This window comes from Paracoccus sp. (in: a-proteobacteria) (assembly GCF_047973135.1).
Taxonomy (GTDB): Bacteria; Pseudomonadota; Alphaproteobacteria; order Rhodobacterales; family Rhodobacteraceae; genus Paracoccus.
Genome location: NZ_JBKEBL010000042.1, coordinates 1 through 16,534, shown reverse-complemented (window position 1 = coordinate 16,534; position 16,534 = coordinate 1). Strand labels below are relative to the sequence as shown.

At 61.4% G+C, this 16,534-nt stretch carries 12 protein-coding genes; 4 read left to right on the top strand and 8 right to left on the bottom strand.

Annotated features, from left to right (window positions below):
- Window positions 1-57: 57 nt before the first annotated feature.
- Entirely contained in the window at window positions 58-3,402 is a 3,345-nt protein-coding gene (locus ACK5L9_RS04140; RefSeq protein ID WP_416910184.1) for a M10 family metallopeptidase C-terminal domain-containing protein, read from the bottom strand.
- Window positions 3,403-3,758: 356 nt separating this feature from the next.
- Here ACK5L9_RS04140 and ACK5L9_RS04135 point away from each other — a divergent pair, with 356 nt between their 5' ends.
- Together ACK5L9_RS04135 and ACK5L9_RS04130 are read left to right on the top strand one after the other, a co-directional pair.
- On the top strand, window positions 3,759-4,061 hold the full coding sequence (locus ACK5L9_RS04135) for a chorismate mutase (protein ID WP_416910183.1): 303 nt from the start codon (window positions 3,759-3,761) through the stop codon (window positions 4,059-4,061).
- Window positions 4,058-4,933, top strand: a complete 876-nt coding sequence (locus ACK5L9_RS04130) for a bifunctional methylenetetrahydrofolate dehydrogenase/methenyltetrahydrofolate cyclohydrolase (RefSeq protein WP_416910182.1) — start codon at window positions 4,058-4,060, stop codon at window positions 4,931-4,933. Before ACK5L9_RS04135 ends, ACK5L9_RS04130 begins: the two co-directional genes overlap by 4 nt.
- A gap of 181 nt (window positions 4,934-5,114) precedes the next feature.
- Here ACK5L9_RS04130 and ACK5L9_RS04125 read toward each other — a convergent pair whose 3' ends face one another.
- Genes ACK5L9_RS04125 through ACK5L9_RS04105 form a run of 5 tightly spaced genes read right to left on the bottom strand, consistent with a single transcriptional unit; the run spans window position 5,115 to window position 12,185 of the window.
- A complete protein-coding gene (locus ACK5L9_RS04125; protein WP_416910181.1) occupies window positions 5,115-7,097 on the bottom strand; it encodes a CocE/NonD family hydrolase in 1,983 nt (660 codons plus the stop codon).
- Between the two features lie 14 nt (window positions 7,098-7,111).
- The gene (locus tag ACK5L9_RS04120; protein WP_416910180.1) at window positions 7,112-8,749 is read right to left on the bottom strand and encodes an ABC transporter ATP-binding protein; all 1,638 of its coding nucleotides are present in this window, start codon (window positions 8,747-8,749) and stop codon (window positions 7,112-7,114) included.
- The gene (locus ACK5L9_RS04115; RefSeq protein WP_416910179.1) at window positions 8,746-9,567 is read right to left on the bottom strand and encodes an ABC transporter permease; all 822 of its coding nucleotides are present in this window, start codon (window positions 9,565-9,567) and stop codon (window positions 8,746-8,748) included. Before ACK5L9_RS04115 ends, ACK5L9_RS04120 begins: the two co-directional genes overlap by 4 nt.
- Entirely contained in the window at window positions 9,564-10,550 is a 987-nt protein-coding gene (locus ACK5L9_RS04110; RefSeq protein ID WP_416910178.1) for an ABC transporter permease, read from the bottom strand. Before ACK5L9_RS04110 ends, ACK5L9_RS04115 begins: the two co-directional genes overlap by 4 nt.
- A gap of 54 nt (window positions 10,551-10,604) precedes the next feature.
- Complete coding sequence (locus ACK5L9_RS04105) at window positions 10,605-12,185, bottom strand: ABC transporter substrate-binding protein (RefSeq protein ID WP_416910204.1); 1,581 nt, start codon at window positions 12,183-12,185, stop codon at window positions 10,605-10,607.
- 585 nt (window positions 12,186-12,770) lie between these two features.
- Here ACK5L9_RS04105 and ACK5L9_RS04100 point away from each other — a divergent pair.
- Window positions 12,771-13,841: an ABC transporter substrate-binding protein gene (locus ACK5L9_RS04100; RefSeq protein ID WP_416910177.1), complete on the top strand. Its 1,071-nt coding sequence runs from the start codon at window positions 12,771-12,773 to the stop codon at window positions 13,839-13,841.
- Here the strand turns inward: ACK5L9_RS04100 and ACK5L9_RS04095 are convergent.
- The gene (locus ACK5L9_RS04095) at window positions 13,819-15,030 is read right to left on the bottom strand and encodes an aromatic ring-hydroxylating oxygenase subunit alpha (protein WP_416910176.1); all 1,212 of its coding nucleotides are present in this window, start codon (window positions 15,028-15,030) and stop codon (window positions 13,819-13,821) included. The two genes, ACK5L9_RS04100 and ACK5L9_RS04095, sit on opposite strands and share 23 nt — an antisense overlap.
- A gap of 130 nt (window positions 15,031-15,160) precedes the next feature.
- Between ACK5L9_RS04095 and ACK5L9_RS04090 the strand changes: the two genes are divergently transcribed.
- Window positions 15,161-16,084, top strand: coding sequence for a LysR family transcriptional regulator (locus ACK5L9_RS04090; protein WP_416910175.1), 924 nt, complete (start codon window positions 15,161-15,163; stop codon window positions 16,082-16,084).
- Window positions 16,085-16,150: 66 nt separating this feature from the next.
- Here the strand turns inward: ACK5L9_RS04090 and ACK5L9_RS04085 are convergent.
- A partial coding sequence (locus ACK5L9_RS04085) for a DUF1028 domain-containing protein (protein WP_416910174.1) occupies window positions 16,151-16,534 on the bottom strand: 384 nt, incomplete at its 5' end.

Below are 16,534 nucleotides of genomic sequence, written 5' to 3'. Positions count from 1 at the left end.
CTGGCACGATGACCAGAGGGGCAGGGCGCGCTCGCCCCTCTGTCAGGCTGCGGCAAGTCAGATGATCATGAACTCGTCGGCTGTCAGGTCATGGCGCGGCCCGATATGGGCGAATCTGATCGCCTCGCCATCCCCCGATCCGTCAGCATCATAGGACAGATAACCGCCTCTGGTGTCATAGATGATCCGGTCGTCCTGATCCTGTGCATTGCCTGATGCTGTCGCACGGAACGCATCCGGGGACAGGGCTCCGGCCTCGCCAGTTTCGGTAAAGACCCGGTGGTCCAGGACGATCACATCGGACGCGCTGTCGAAATCGGTGATCCGGTCGATATTGTCAGCCCCCAGTGCGGTCGAGAAGCGGAACGAATCCGCGCCTGCGCCGCCCGTCAGCCGGTCCGCGCCAAGCCCGCCATCCAGCAGATCCTTGCCCGCCCCGCCAAGCAGCCGGTCGTTGCCTGCCGCGCCGGGTTCCGCAGGTTCGGGCGGAAATTCGACCGAGACGTTAAGCTTGTAGGTCGAACCCTCGGGCACCGCTTCGACCCAGCCGCTGCCAGGGGCGTCGGGCGACCAGGCTCCTTCCACGATGTAATAGGTTCCGGCCTCCTGGACCACAAAGACCGCGCTGGAATCGCGGCGGCTGGTTGATCCGGGGTCGCCGCCGCCATCGTCATTGTCGGTCATGATATTGCCCGCGCTGTCCAGCAGAACCACCCAGCTATCATGGATATCGGGATCGGCGATGCCGTCGATATCCACCGTGAGAACCGTTCCGGCCGCCAGATCGACCTTGTAGTAACCACCCAACCCGTTGCCGGTGGCATCGACCGTGGTGTGCAGGACGGTGGTGGAATCGAAGATGTCGGGATCCTCGGCCAACGAGAAATTGTCCGAAAGGTCAAACGCCGTCTCGAACGAATTATTCGTCGCATCCGGCCCAAGCGTGGCATAGCCGGTGCCCATGCCGGGGCGGGGCGCATCGTCGCGCAGGGCAAAATCCCCCAGCAAGGTATCGTCGCCACCATTGCCGCGCAGGGTATCGTCGCCGCCCTGCCCGGTCAGCACATTGGCCTCACGGTTGCCCGTCAGCCTGTCGTCATGGCCCGAACCGGCAAGGTTTTCGATCGAGACATAAATATCCCCGCCCGAGCCCTGGCCCGACAGGTTGAGGCGGAGACCGGCAGTCGCGTCGGCGTAATCCGCCGTGTCACTGCCCGCCCCGCCGTTCAAAGTGTCGGTGCCGCCCCCGCCGGTCAGCGTGTCATCGCCCGCGCGCCCGAAAAGCTTGTTGCGCGCGTCATCTCCGATCAGGTGGTCGCCATGGGACGAGCCGACGACATGTTCAAATCCCTCAAGAATATCGTGCCGGATGGCCGTGCCGCGCCCGACGATCTGCACCGGGCCGGTGCCATCGCCGCCGCTGGCTGTGCCATTGGCCAGATCGACCGTGACGCCATCCGGGCTGCCCGAATAGATGACCGTATCGATGCCCTTGCCGCCATTCAGGTAATCCTGACCGCCGCCGCCGATGATCGTGTCATGGCCGTCCTCGCCATAGATGATGTCGCCATCGGCCCCGCCATCAAGGCGGTCGTTGCCGCCACGGCCGTTGAACACGTCTCCACCGCCCCGGCCCTGAAAATGGTTGCCCGCATTTGTGCCGACGAACCGGTCGATCCGGTCGTCGGATCCGATCAGATTCTCGATGCTGTAGAAGGTGTCGCCTGATGCCGTGCCGCCGCGCGCGAGGTTCCGTTCCAGATTCACGATAAGCTGGAACGGGCTTTCCTGGCTGAAATCGACCGTGTCGCTGCCGCTGCCACCGATGAACACATCGACGCCCGCCTGACCGTACATCACATCGTCGCCGTAACCGCCGTCCAGCGTATCGTCGCCCGCGCCGCCATAGAGGGTATCGTTCCCGCGCCCGCCATAGATCGCATCAGCGCCATCGTCGCTTTCGGTCTGATCCTCAAGATCGGCGACGGGGATGGTGTTGTTGATGTCGCGGCTGGCCAGAGAATCGCGACCGCCAATCAGCAGGTCGTCTCCGCTCAGGCCAAGGATCGTCTGGCCCCCGGCACCGCCATCCAGCGTATCATTTTTGTCGTCCTCGCCGACAACGACGCTGTCCGGCGTGACAACAGGACGCGGCCCGGTTCCGCCTGTGCCGCCGTCAGTGCCGACCGGCGTGCCGCCGACCTCGATGATATTCTCGACATTGGGATAGGGATCGTCGTTCCGTGCCGGGCCGCTTGAAAACAGATAGACCGTGTCATTGCCGCCATCTGCCGTTTCGCGGATGACGTCGCTGTTGGAATCGACGAAATAGGTATCGTCGCCTGCGCCGCCGGCCATGCTGTCGGCCCCTCCGCGACCATCCAGGATGTTGTCGCCGTCATTGCCGATCAGAACGTCGTTATGATCGCTGCCAATCCCTCGTTCGATGTGATATTCGGTCTGGTCGGCGTTATGGCCCGCAAAGATCGAGACATTGTTCCTGTGACCATTGACGCTGGAGAACTGGCCCGCCCGCAGATCAAGGATCGTGCCGGCCGTGGAACCCGAAAAGTCGATCGTGTCCTGGCCGCCCGTGTCATGGATAAGAAAGCCGACATCGTGCTGCATGCCCGCTGACGTCAGGCCATAGCCGTATTCCGTGCTGTTGAACCCATAGACGTTGTCGCCGGTGTTCAGGTCGATGGTCTGATAGGTCCGCACGCCATCATCGTCCACAGTCGAGAAAAAGCGCCGGATCACGGCCTCGACATCACCCATCATCGGCGTTACCGCCGACCAGCGGGTATCCTCGCCGACATCGATCCCGTCGAAATAGGACATGACGCTGTATTGCTGACGGTCATAGATCCAGGTCGCATTGTTCAGATAGTTGATCTGAACCCCGCCCGGACCGCTGTAGTTGTAAAGTCCGGGATGATTCAGCCCGAATTCATGGCCAAACTCATGGACGAAACTGTCGAACACATAGCCGCCAATATCGGTCGGGTTCGGTTCCGTGTCGTGAAAGCGCTGGCCGATGCTGACATAGCGGTTCGAGGAATAGGCGCTGCCATCGTCCTCTTCGCCCAGTTCGGGGCTGACGACCATCATCCAGTGGACATCCGGATCGACGGGTACGTCATCGACGATCTCGAATTGCAGAGGCGTGACAGCCGACCACATGTCCAGCGCCCCGACGGCCGCGGCCTTATAGGCCGGATGGTCGTTCAGCTCCGTGACGTTGATCAACAGCGGTTCCGCAGCGATTTCCGGCGTCAGGCTGCGCGGCAATGCGCCCAGATAATCTAGAAAGGCCTCGTAATCGTCGCCCTTGCCAAAGGGGTTTTCTGGCGTCTGATCGTTGATCCACCACTGTTCGACTGGCTGGCTGGAAGAAGGCATTAAAAGCTCCCCGAATAAAATTTTCACTTTTGGGCGTCGGAAATAACAAAATAAATACAAATAACCTAGCGTCGCCCTGACAGCGAACGCACATGTTCAATGTAACAATAATGATGCCGCATCCGAACCCTGTCCACGATTTTTTATCAACAGATCATATCATAATTTTACAATTATTTTCAAAATGTTACGGCATATCGCCGAAACACTGGCGGAATCTGGCTTATTGGCCGTGGCCCGCAATCATCCACCTCTGCGGCGGTGGGCGCCCCTGCGGCAAGGGCGGTGGCAGTCGCCCCCCCTGCGCCACGTTTCCGCACTTGCGCGACCGGTCCTGACAGTGCATGTCCGGCCCCATGACGCCCATTGACGATATTCACGACATGCAGACGCTGCGCGCCCGGATCGACGCGGTGGATTCGCAGTTGATCGCGCTGTTCGCCCAACGCCGCGCCCTGATCGACCGGGCTGCCCGGATCAAGGCCGCCCACGGGCTGCCCGCGCGGATCGGCTGGCGGGTCGAACAGGTGGTGACGAATGCCCGCCAGCAGGCGGTCGAGGCGGGGCTGGACGGCGATCTGATCGAAGCGATCTGGCGTCAGCTTGTCGAGGCTGCCATCGCTCAGGAAGACCAGCATCTGAACGGAGAACGCTCGTGACAGCCGATGTGATAGATGGCGCAGGTTTCGCCGCCGGACTGCGTGCAAGGATCGCCACCGAGGTTGCCGCCATGGCGCGGCGCGGCATAAAGCCCGGACTGGCCGTGGTGCTGGTGGGCGAGGATCCCGCCAGTCAGGTCTATGTCCGCGCGAAAGGCCGGCAGACGGTCGAGGCCGGGATGAACTCGTACGAGCACCACCTGCCCGCCGCGACACCCGAGGCCGATCTGCTGGACCTGATCGCGCGGCTGAATGCCGATCCGGCGGTTAACGGGATTCTGGTGCAACTGCCGTTGCCTGCCGGGATGAACGAGGCGGCGGTGATCAATGCCATCGACCCGGCCAAGGATGTGGACGGGTTTCACATCCTGAATGCAGGGCGGCTGGCCACGGGGCAAAAGGCGATGGTGCCCTGCACGCCTCTGGGATGCCTGATGCTGCTGCGCGACCGGTTGGGCGATCTGTCCGGTGCCAATGCGGTGGTGATCGGGCGCAGCAATATCGTCGGCAAGCCGATGGCGCAGTTGCTGCTGCGCGACAGCGCGACCGTGACCGTCGCCCATTCGCGCACGCGCGACCTGCCCGCGCTGTGCCGCAGTGCCGATATTCTGGTCGCTGCCGTGGGCCGGGCACATTTCGTCAAGGGCGACTGGATCAGGCCCGGCGCGACGGTGATCGATGTCGGCATCAACCGGACTGACGACGGGCTGGTCGGCGATGTCGATTTTGCCGCCGCATGTCAGATTGCCGGGGCGATCACCCCGGTGCCTCGCGGCGTCGGCCCGATGACCATTGCCTGTCTGCTTGCGAATACGCTGACCGCGACCGCCCGCGCCAATGGCCTGCCCGACCCCGAAGGGCTGACCCCCTGACAACCTCCGCCGCCGCATTTTGGCATTCCGTCAGCTATAATTCAGCACATTACCTGTCCTGTGCATCCGGCAACGCTGCTGGCGGGTTCGGGAATACTCTTCCAGCGCGGCCCCAAGCCGCGCCGCGCCGTCACCTGTGGCGAGCAATGCGCCGTAAGCCGGGTGCGATGGGAAAGCCCTCTTACATGAAATCCCTTGGGATGCGGTGATTGAACTCGCGCTTTGATACGAGCCCGTCGCCGTCCCATGCGGCAACCACAGCATGTAATATCCACGCCTCGCGAGTGCAGGTCATCTCGGTCGAGACTTCGCTGCGAACCGACCAGTTGCCCCGGCGCATCTTGCAGGTCCAATGCGCCCGCCCTTTCATCGACAGTGGGTCATCCGGTGCGATCATCCAGATTTCATTACGGATTTCTCCGTGAATCATGCCGACCTCGGGAACTTCGACCAGACCGGTATCGTCATGGATATGATATTCGGTCCTGTTCTCGCCTAAATCACGCAAAACCCGTCGATAAGTCGTCCCCGGTTCATGGGTGACATATTCGGGCAGCGGATCGGGGTTTGCAGGCTCGGGCAGGGTCAGATCTTCATGCGTCCCAAGCAGAGGCAAATCCAGCATCAGGCTGCCGGTCCGGATCGTGACGCCGGGATCGGTGGGCGGCGGCAGGATGGTTGGCCAATATGAGGTCGAAAGCGCCAGCCGCAGCCTGTGGCCCGGCTTCAGGCGATAACCGCAGCAATCCAGCGTCAGGGCAATATCGACCATCTCATTTTTCGGCATCGGCCGGGGGGCCTCGTGTCCGTTGCGATGGGCGAGATTGAGGACGCCAAAGGAAATCCGGTATGCCGTGCCATCGGGATGTACGTCAACCAGACGAGCGCAGATATTCGCCCAATCATCGGCGCAAGACAGCCGCAGCCAGAGGACGGGTTGCCCCAGAAACTCGATGGGCTGGTCAGATGGCGCGGTTTCAAAGCATAATGCACCGGCATCATCCATGCGCTGATCCTGAGGCAGTTCGGCATCGGGCTTCAGCGTAAACCATTCACCCGACGCCGTGCCGCAATCCAGTGGACTGCGTAGATAGACATCCTCGCCCGCACCGCCGGGTTCAGGTGAAAGCTGCGGGCCATAAAGGCGCAGTGTTTCCGGTTCCCGCCAGAGATCGCTGGCAATCCAGCGGCCCGGATCGAATTCCCGTCGCGGTGCCGGACGCACCGCCTCCAGCATATAGGCACGGAGTTGTGGCAGGTTTTCCGCTCCGTTCTGCTCGTGGCAGAGCCAGCGGCGCCACCAGCGGATGGCTTCGGCATGGAAATCCGCGCGAGGTTTTGGCCAGGCGAAATGCGGGTATTTGTGGATCCACGGGCCGATCAGCACCTTGGCATTCGGACCCAGTCCCTGCGCCGCCTTGAGCGGGGTATTGCGATAGCCATCGGCCCAGCCAGCAATCACCAGCGCCGGGATCCTGATCGCAGAGAAATCTTCGCAGATCGAGCCATGTTTCCAGAAACTGTCGCGGCGTTGATGCTCCAGCCATTCGGGCATGAAGAACGGTTCTTGCTCCAGCCGCTCGACCCACATCTTGCGCCAGATATCGCCGACAAGGGCGGGATCGGGACTGCGTGACTGATAGGCCAGCATGGTTGCAGCCCAGGAAAGCTGCGCGGAAAGCTGGCAACCGCCCTTGTAATGGATATCGTCATTGTAACGATCCACCGTCGAGGCGATCGAGATCACTGCCTTGAGCGCGGGGGCCCCGAGTGCTGCGACTTGCAGGCAGTTGAAGCCGCCCCATGAAATCCCCATCATGCCGACCGCGCCATTCGACCAGGGTTGCGCTGCGATCCAGGCAATGATCTCGCAGGCATTGTCCAGTTCCAGCGGCGTATATTCACCGTCGATCACGCCCCCGGATTCGCCCGAACCCCGGATATCGACACGCACGCCGGCAATGCCCGCCGCCGCAAAGACGGGATAGGTGGAATCGTCCCGCGCCTCGGTGCCCGAGCGCTTGCGATAGGGCAAAAACTCCAGCACCGCCGGGACGGGATCACGAATGGCATCTGCGGGCATCCAGATCCGGGCGGCCAGTCTGGTGCCGTCCTTAAGCGTGATCCACTGATTTTCAATAATGGTAAAGTCGCGCTGATCCATGATCTGCCCCAAAGTCAGTTGCCGGCGCTTTCCATGCGCCGTTCTCTTATCGCCTTGTCCAGCCAGCCGATCCGCGCCTCGGGCACGGATTTCAGCAACAGGTCGGTGTAATCGTCGAAAGGCGGTGACAGAACCTGCGCCTTGGGACCAAAGCGCTGCACCTGACCGCGATACATCACGGCGATGGAATCGGCGATGGCCCGGACGATATGGATGTCATGGGTGATGAACAGATAAGAGACCTGCATCTGTTCCTGCAGGCGCAAAAGCAGCTTGAGTATGCCTGCCGCAACCAGTGGATCAAGGGCTGAAGTCGGCTCATCGCACAGGATCAGGTCGGGCTTTGCCGCAAGCGCGCGGGCAATGGCCACGCGCTGTTTCTGGCCACCGGACAGTTCGGCCGGATAGCGCCCTGCGAAACCGTCGCCCATCTCGATCGAGTCCAGCAATTCAGAGACGCGCCGACGCTTTTCTGCCCCCCGCAGACCGAAATAGAAAGTCAGGGGCCGCCCGATGATTTCGGCAACGGTATGGAGCGGGTTCATTGCGGTATCGGCTGATTGGTAGATCAACTGGATACGGCGCCTCGCCTCGCGGCTTCGCCCCCTGAGATCGCGCGAGAGGGGTTGGCCATTGAACAGAATCTGACCCGCCGATGGTGGCAGCAATCCCGTAATGACCCGCGCCAGCGTCGATTTCCCCGAGCCGGATTCACCCACCACGGCCAATGTCTGACCCTTTGGCAACTGCATTGACACATCGCTCAGGATATTCACGCCCGGCTGATAGCCTGCGGTGATATTCCCGATCTGCAACACCGGCTCGGGCTGGTCCTCGCGCTGGGGCCGCTCGATTGTTGCGACATTCAGCAATTCGCGTGTATAGGCCTCGCGCGGGCTTTCGACGATCTGGCGGGTTGGGCCATATTCGACCGTTTCACCATGACGCAGCACCATGATGTGATCGGCCACCTGTGTCACCACGGCAAGATCATGGGTGATATAGATCGCGGCGGTTCGGGTCTCTTCGACGGCGTGCCGGATCGCTGCCAGAACGTCAAGCTGGGTGGTCACGTCAAGCGCCGTTGTCGGTTCGTCAAAGACGATCAGGTCGGGATGCGGACAAAGTGCCATGGCCGTCATCGCCCGTTGCAACTGTCCGCCCGAGACCTGATGTGGATATCGCGTGCCGAAACTTTCCGGATCGGGCAATCCGAGAACGCCAAAAAGATAGCGCGCCCGCCCTTCGGCCTCGGATCGGTTCATGATCCCGTGCAAAAGCGCGGCTTCGATCACCTGATCGCCCAACCGATGTGCCGGGTTGAAGGCCGCCGCCGCCGATTGCGCCACATAGCAGACCCGCCTGCCGCGCAACTGTCGGATAGCGCGTGGTGGGAGGGCCAGCAAATCCTCTCCGTCCAACAGAACCTGCCCGCCCGAAATGCGAAGCCCGTCGCGCTGCCATGCCAGCGCGGCCAGACCGATGGTTGATTTTCCCGCACCGGATTCGCCGATCAGCCCCAGAACCTTGCCCTTTTCCAGATCGACCGAAATGCCTTTGACGATCTCGGTCTCACGAGGAGGCTCGCCGGACGGCCAGATTTTCGCCCGGATCTGAAGCCCGCTGATCTGCAAGATATCGCCCGTCGTCACCCGCGCCCTCCCTTCAGGTTCGAGGTCCGGTTCAGCAGCCAGTCCACGACCAGATTGACGCAAACTGCCAGTGTCGCAATGGCCGCGCCAGGGACCAGGGCCGCGCTGATGCCGAACATGATCCCATCCTTGTTGTCCTTGACCATACCGCCCCAATCGGCCGTGGGCGGCTGCACGCCGAGGCCCAGAAATGACAGGGTGGACAGAAACAGAACCGCAAAGGCAAAGCGCAGCCCGAACTCGGCCAGAAGCGGCGTTAATGTGTTGGGCAGGATCTCGCGGAAGATGATCCGGGGTGTGCCTTCGCCGCGCAGCCGCGCAGCCTCGACGAAATCCATCACGGCGACATTCAGCGCAACGGCGCGGCCCAGACGAAAGACCCGCGTGGAATCCAGAACTGCCATGACGAGGATCAGCACCCAGAGATTTTGTGGCAAAACGGCCAGTACCACCAGTGCGAAGATCAGCGTCGGGATCGACATCATCAGATCGTTCAGCCGCGACAGCACATGATCCGTGATCCCCCGGTTCACTGCGGCAATGAAGCTTAGCGTGATGCCAAGCGCGAAGGACAGGACCGAGGAACTCAGCGCGACAAACAGCGTGACCCGCGCGCCATATATGAGCCGCGACAGCAGATCGCGACCCAGATTGTCGGTGCCCAGAACGAAGTCATCGCCAATGGGCTGCCAAACCGCACCCACGATCTCGCGTTCGCCATATGGGGCGATCAACGGCGCAAAGAGTGCGCAGAACAGGGCCAGCGCGATGCCTGCCATTCCGACCAGCGCCGAGAGGGGGATCTTGCCAGGTTTCATCGCGGATGTCTCAGCCGTGGGTTCGAGACGATGGCAATGATATCCGCCGTCATGTTCAGAAGAATATAGACCGCCGCAAAGCTCAGCCCGCAGGCCTGCACGACCGGCATGTCGCGAACAGTGACCGCATCGACCATGTACTGGCCCATGCCGGGATAGACAAAGACCACCTCGACAACCACCACGCCGACGATCAGATAGGCAAGGTTCAGCGCGACGACATTGACGATCGGTGCCACCGCATTGGGGGCCGCATGGCGCAAAATGGCCTGCCATTTGCCCAGACCCTTCAACTCGGCGGTTTCCATATAGGGCGATGACATGACCGAGATGATCGCGGCGCGCGTCATCCGCATCATATGCGCCAGCACCACCAGCACCAGCGTCGCCACGGGCAGCGCGACCGTTTGCAATTTGTCCACCAGGCTCATGCCGTCGAATACCGTGGACGGAAAGGTCGAGATCCCCAGCGTGACCGCGAAGATCAGGATCAGCAGATAGCCGATAAAGAACTCTGGCAGCGAGATCGCCGCAAGCGTGATCACGTTGATCGCCCGGTCAAAGAACGTGTCGCGCAGCAATACGGTCAGCAGTCCCAGCAGGATCGCCAGTGGAATGGCAATGACGGCGGCAACAAAGGCCAGAAAGAGCGAGTTCGACATCCGCCCCAAGACCTGATCGGCAACCGGCATGCGGCTGGCCCATGAGGTGCCGAAATCGCCGCGGATCATCCCGCCCAGCCAATCGACATACCGCAGTGGCAATGGTCGATCGAGGCCCAGTTCGGCCCGGATATTGGCGACCGCCTGTGGCGTGGCCGCCTGACCCAGATATGTGGTCGCAAAATCTCCGGGCAGGGCCTCGACGCCGACAAAGATCATCAGCGACACGGCAAGCAGCAGCAGAAGGCCAAGCAAGAGCCTGCGCAGGATCAGGCTGGCCAATGGAAATCGCGAGGCGAGCCCGCGCAAGGATTCGGTCATGACAGGAGTTTCCCGAAACTGTGGATCGGGCGCACAGGATGTACGCCCGCCGGTCTATCCCTCCAGCCAGACACGGCTGGCGACTTTGCCGTTCGACAGATCATTGCCAATATCGGGCACGAACCCGCGCAACCGCTTGCTGCCGCCATTTATATAGTCGTTGAAGACCGGAAGGATCGTCCCTCCTTCGTCTCGCTGGATCATGGCGATCTGGCGATAAAGTTCGGCACGTATGCCCTGATCCAGTTCGGCACGCGCCTGCAGGACAAGCTTGTCGAAATCCTCGCGCTTGAACCGGGTATCGTTCCATTCCGCGCTGGAAATATAGCTGGTGGAATAGCGCGCATCCTGCGTCGGACGACCGCCCCAGTAAGAGGCGCAGAACGGCTGCACGTTCCAGACATTCGACCAGTAACCATCGTCAGGTTCGCGGCGCACATCCAGCGTGATGCCGGCAGCCGCTGCATTCTGCTGGTACAGCACCGAGGCATCGACCGCGCCCGGAAATGCCGCATTCGAGGTGCGCAGCGAAACCGGGCCGCTATGGCCGGATTTCTCAAAGTGAAATTTCGCTCGCTCGGGATCATAGGCGCGCTGCTCGATCCCCTGGGGGAAAAGCGCATAGGCCTCGTTGACCGGAAAATCATTGCCAAGAGAGCCATAGCCGCCCAGGATCTGTTGCAGCATCGCCTCGCGATCAATGGCGTATTTCAAGGCAAGCCGCAGGTCGTTATTGTCAAACGGCGCGGTGTCGCAATGCATCAGGAAACAGTAGAAACCCTTGCCCTTGGATGTCAGGATCTGGACCGTCGGCACGCGTTCCAGCAGCGCCACCGTCTTGGCGTCGATCATATCGATGAAATCCAGTTGGCCAGACGACAGTGCTGCAATGCGCGCGGTGGTGTCGTTCATGGACAGCATTTCGAAACTGTCTACAAACCCCCTGTCATCGCGCCAATCATCGGCATTCTTCTCAAAGCTGGCGCGAATGCCCGGCTGGTAATCGGTCAGCTTGTAGGGGCCGGTTCCAATGGCCGCCAGAGGGGCCTCGACCCCGCCTCCGGGTTGGATCATCAGGTGATAATCGGTCAGAAGCAGTGGCAGATCGGCATCGGCGGCGGCCAGCGTAATCACCAGATCGCCGCCTTCTTCCCCGATCGTTTCGATAGAGCTGAGCAGCCCGGCAGCGCCCGATTGCGAATTCGAATCCGCATGGCGCCGCAAAGTTGCCACCGCGTCGGCTGTTGTCAGCGGCGTGCCGTCATGAAATTTCACACCCTCGCGAATCCTGAAGCGCCACACCTTCGCATCGGCCGATGCCTCCCATGCCTCGGCCAGATTGGGCAGGGCCGCGCCCGTCTCGGGGTGGGATTCGATCAGCGTATCGCCCCAGCTATGGCCCACAACAAAGTTGAACGACCCGCTATAGCTGGCCGGATCAAGCGAATCCGTCGAGGCCCCGCCGGTGATCCCCATCCGCAGGTGTCCGCCGCGTTTGGGCGTTTGTGCGGCGGCGCTGCCGGCAAAGATCGCATTGGCCGAACCCATCGCCATACCCGCAGCCACAGCCCTGCCGATAAATTCGCGCCGTCCAATCCGGCCCTTGCGGGCTTGTTCCAGCAGGAACGTTGTCATCTTATCCACTTTTTCCCCCTTGCTTATTGCCCCGGACGAACCCAATCCTTTTAGATTGCGATATTTTTCAGCGTCGGCACAACAAATCATTCTTGTGGAACTATAGCCGACGCAGGTTCTGTCACAAGCATTTCCGCCATCCGGTCGCGCTCTGACAGGTTGCTGAAACAGTCCCCAAGCGGGACGACCGTCCCGTCATCAGTTTTATGTGGCGTGATCGCCATGTCTGTTGGCGCGCTCGACCTGTGCGCGTGCTGCTGTCTGCCGGGTCTGATCCGGGTCTCGTTTTGCACAGCATCGCGTGAAACCGTGACCCGGCAGGACCGGCTTTGTCGCGGCGTGGCGATGGCTTAGCAATCGTCGAAGCATCGCTGCGGAAAACAGTAATTTAACCCTGTAGTTCGATTACCCATGATCGGCGCAGATAACAGGGCGGCCCGGTCGTAACGGGTCCAGATGCCGCAACAGGGATGAGGTCGTCGGGATCGCAGGGGCACGCGCGCCCGGCCCCATCTGCACCTTCACCACAAGAGTAACCGCGAACGACCGGGCCACGGTCGTCACTTCATCAACACGGAGCCATCCATGAAAAGACTTCTTATCCTCGGTACGGCGTTTTCGGCCCTTGCCGCCACTGCCCATGCCGATCTGACCGTCATGAGCTGGGGCGGAGCCTATGAAAAAAGTCAGGTCGAAGCCTATAACAAGCCGTTCTCGGCGGCGACCGGTATCGCGGTCACGATGATGTCGGCTGACAATCCGGCCGGTCCGATCAAATCCATGGTCGAGACGGGCAATGTCACCGTCGATGTCGCGGATGTCGAATATACCGATGCCGTCCGGTTGTGCGACGAGGGGCTGCTTGAGGAAATTGACCCCGCCTCACTGCCCGCAGCACCCGACGGCACGCCTGCGACCGAGGATTTTCTGGACGGCGCGCTGACCGATTGCGCGGTGGCCTCGATGGTCTTTTCCTCGGTCATCGGCTATGACAGGAACAGGTTCACCGGCGACCAGCCGCAGACCGTCGGCGATTTCTTCGATCTGGAAAAATTTCCCGGAAAGCGCGGCATGCGCAAGAACGCGAAGCCCAATCTGGAAATGGCTTTGATGGCGGATGGTGTTCCGGCGACCGAGGTTTATGACGTGCTTGCCACGGACGAAGGGGTGGACCGGGCCTTTGCCATGCTGGACAAGATCAAGGCTCAGGCCGTCTGGTGGGAAACCGGCGCGCAGCCGCCGCAGCTTCTGGCGGATGGCGAAGTGGCGATGACCACGGCGTTCAACGGGCGGCTGTTCTCGGCTGTCGTTGCCGAGAACAAGCCTTTCGAGGTGATCTGGGACGGGCAGATCTATGAATATGAACTGTTTGTTGTGCCAAAGGGCACTCCGAACAGGGATGAGGCGATGGAATATATCCGCTTTGCCACTGACACGCAGCGGCTGGCTGATCAGACCAGATGGATCAGCTATGGCCCCGCGCGCAAATCCTCGCTGCCGCTGGTCGGCACCTATGAGGATGGCACGACCGAGATGGCGGGCTTTCTGCCGACGGCAGAGGCGAACATGACGAAAGCGCTGCAAATCTCGGTCGAGTTCTGGGTTGACCGGGACATTCAGCTTAACGAACGCTTCAGCACCTGGCTGACGAGATAGACAAGCGGCGGGCTGGCGTTTCCGCCGGCCCGGCCTGTTCGGCGGCCTGCGGAAACGAACGTTCGAACCCCGCCGTCCGTTCGGCGATATATTGCATGAAATCATAGATCGGGCGTTCCAGGCTGGATAAATGCCCCGGTCGCGCGGCATCGGCATTCAGGCCCCGGAACACCTTTTCGGTGCAGCCGCGATCCTCGGCATTCACCTCGTCCAGCAGGGCTTTCAGGGACGCGGCATATTCCCCGGCGCGCGGGTCGGCCATAAATTCGGGCGACAAGCCGCCGGCGAATACCATTGCCACCTGCCCGGTTCCTTTCGGATGCAGGGACAGGTACCAGAAATAGCCGGGCGTCAGGGTGATCAGGTGGCTGGGATACAGTGTCAGCAGCGCCGTTGTCTTGCGCCAGCGCCCTTGCAGCCGCGTGTTGTCGGGATGCGCGTTGCCGATTGCCAGCGTGGCCTCTTTGGTGATCCAGTGATAGTTGAAATTTCGCAGGCCGGGCGGGCAGTCCATCTCTTCCAGCTTTGAATGTCCGCCGACGGTGGCTGCGTGGCAGACCGGCAGGTGATAGCTTTCCATGAAATTCTCGGCCAGGACTTTCCAGTTCGTGTTCCAGACATGCGTTTCGCGGAAGCACTCGACATAGTTCTGCACCTCGTAGGGTGCGATCATCCTTTCGACCTCTTGCAGGTCTTGCGCGACGCTGGCGCGGGTCTTGTCCAGCGTGATATAAACCCAGCCAAGCCATTCCTCGCAGCGGATCTGTGGCAGGCGATAGCTTTCCTTGCAGAAGCCGCTGGTCCCGGTCATGAACGGTGCGCCGCGCAGCCTTCCGTCCAGCCCATAGGTCCATGCGTGATACGGGCAGACCAGAACCCGCCTGTTGCCGCTGCCTTCGACGATGGTTGACATGCGGTGCAGGCACACATTCGAGAAAGCGCGCAGCTTTCCCTTGCTGTCCCGTAATATGACCACTGGCTGACCGGCCAGGTCGCAGGTCAGGTAGTCGCCGGTCTGCGGCAGGCTGCTGGCGCGACCGACGCAGACCCATTCCCTTGAAAAGATCGTCTCGGTCTCGCGTTGCAGGAATTCAGGGCTGGTATAGACCGAAGGCGGCATCGCCCGCGCGTCCTCTGGTGGGCGGCGGGCGGCGGCAAGCAATTCCTCGACGGGCTGAACTGGCGACATGGCTGACCCTTTTGCTGCTTCTGTCGGAAAGCGCGCCGGTCCGCAGGGCGGGGCGGGCATATATTGTCCAGCTTGACCTTTTTTCAAGGAAGGTAAAAATTCATATTTCCGATCATAAGACAGCAAAAATATGGTTCGATTCACGTTGCGACAATGCACCTATTTCCGGGCGGTGGCGGCGCATGGCGGCATCGCGCAGGCGGCACGGGTGCTGAACATATCTCAACCTTCGGTCGCGCAGGCGCTTGAAAAGCTTGAGGCCGTGACCGGCCTGACACTGTTCGACCGCCATCATGCCCGTGGCCTGACGTTGACAGTGCAGGGGCGGGCGTTTCTTGAACATGTGGCGCGGCTTGAACGGCAAGCCGAGCAGGTCGAACGGGAAGCCGCCGCACTGGCTGCGGAACTGGCCGGCGAAATCCGTCTGGGCGTTTTCTGGACACTTACCCCCTTTTACGCCGCCGATCTGATCCGCAGCTTTGCCAGGGCCGAACCCGCGCTGACCATCAGGCCGCAGGAAATGTCGCTGGCGGGGCTTGCCGATGCGTTGCGCGAAGGGTCACTGGATTTCGCGCTGACCTATGATCGCGGGGCCGATACCGGGGGGCTGAACCTGCTGGAGCTTGCTTCTCTGCGCCCGATGGTGGTGGTTTCGGCGGAACATCGGCTTGCCCAAAGGGCTTCGGTCCGTCTGTCGGAACTGCTGGACGAACCTTATGTGATGCTGGACGGTCCGGGTAGCCGCCACTATTTCGATGAATTGCTGGCCGAAAACGGCATGGCGCCCCGGATCGCCTATATCTCGACCTCGCTTGAGGCGGTGCGCAGCGCGGTCGCGGCCGGGTTTGGCTTTACCTTCCTTGTGATGCGCCCGCCATCTTCGCGGACCTATGACGGGCGCGAGGTCAGGACGCTGGCCATCAAGGACGACATCCGCCCGCTTCGCGTTGTTCTTGCATCGCGGGAAGTGGTGAACCGGGGTTTCGTCTCCCGGCGCTTTGCGGAACACGCGCTTGCTTACTTTGCCGCGCTGGCTGGTCCTGCGGTCACGTAACCGAACGGGTAAGCGTGACCGGGTATGCCTTTCCCCGACAAGCGCCATTCTTCGGTGCCGTTGGTGTCACTCGTCTCCGGGAACGCCATAGGACGGGGCCTCGCGCGGATCAAGCGCGCGCTGGACATAGGCGTCAAGCTGCGGCTTGTAGATGTCCCAAAGGCTGGCGATAGCCTCGACCGGGCAATCAAGGGTCCAGTCGCAGCGCAGATCTGCAACGGGCCAGGGTACCTTGTCGGCGATCTTCAGGCCTGCCGAGTGTATCGGGCCGGCCTCGCCCCCCGCCGTGACGCCTGCGCGCATGGCCGCGATCAGCCGGTCGCCGATATGCCCGCTTGCCGACAGAAAGCCATCGACGATTGCCTGCGGCACGCCGTCATTGGCCAGCAGGTTGCCACCCGAGGCGACATTCGCGGCCTGTGCCGGCGTCCAGATTCCCAACGAATTGGG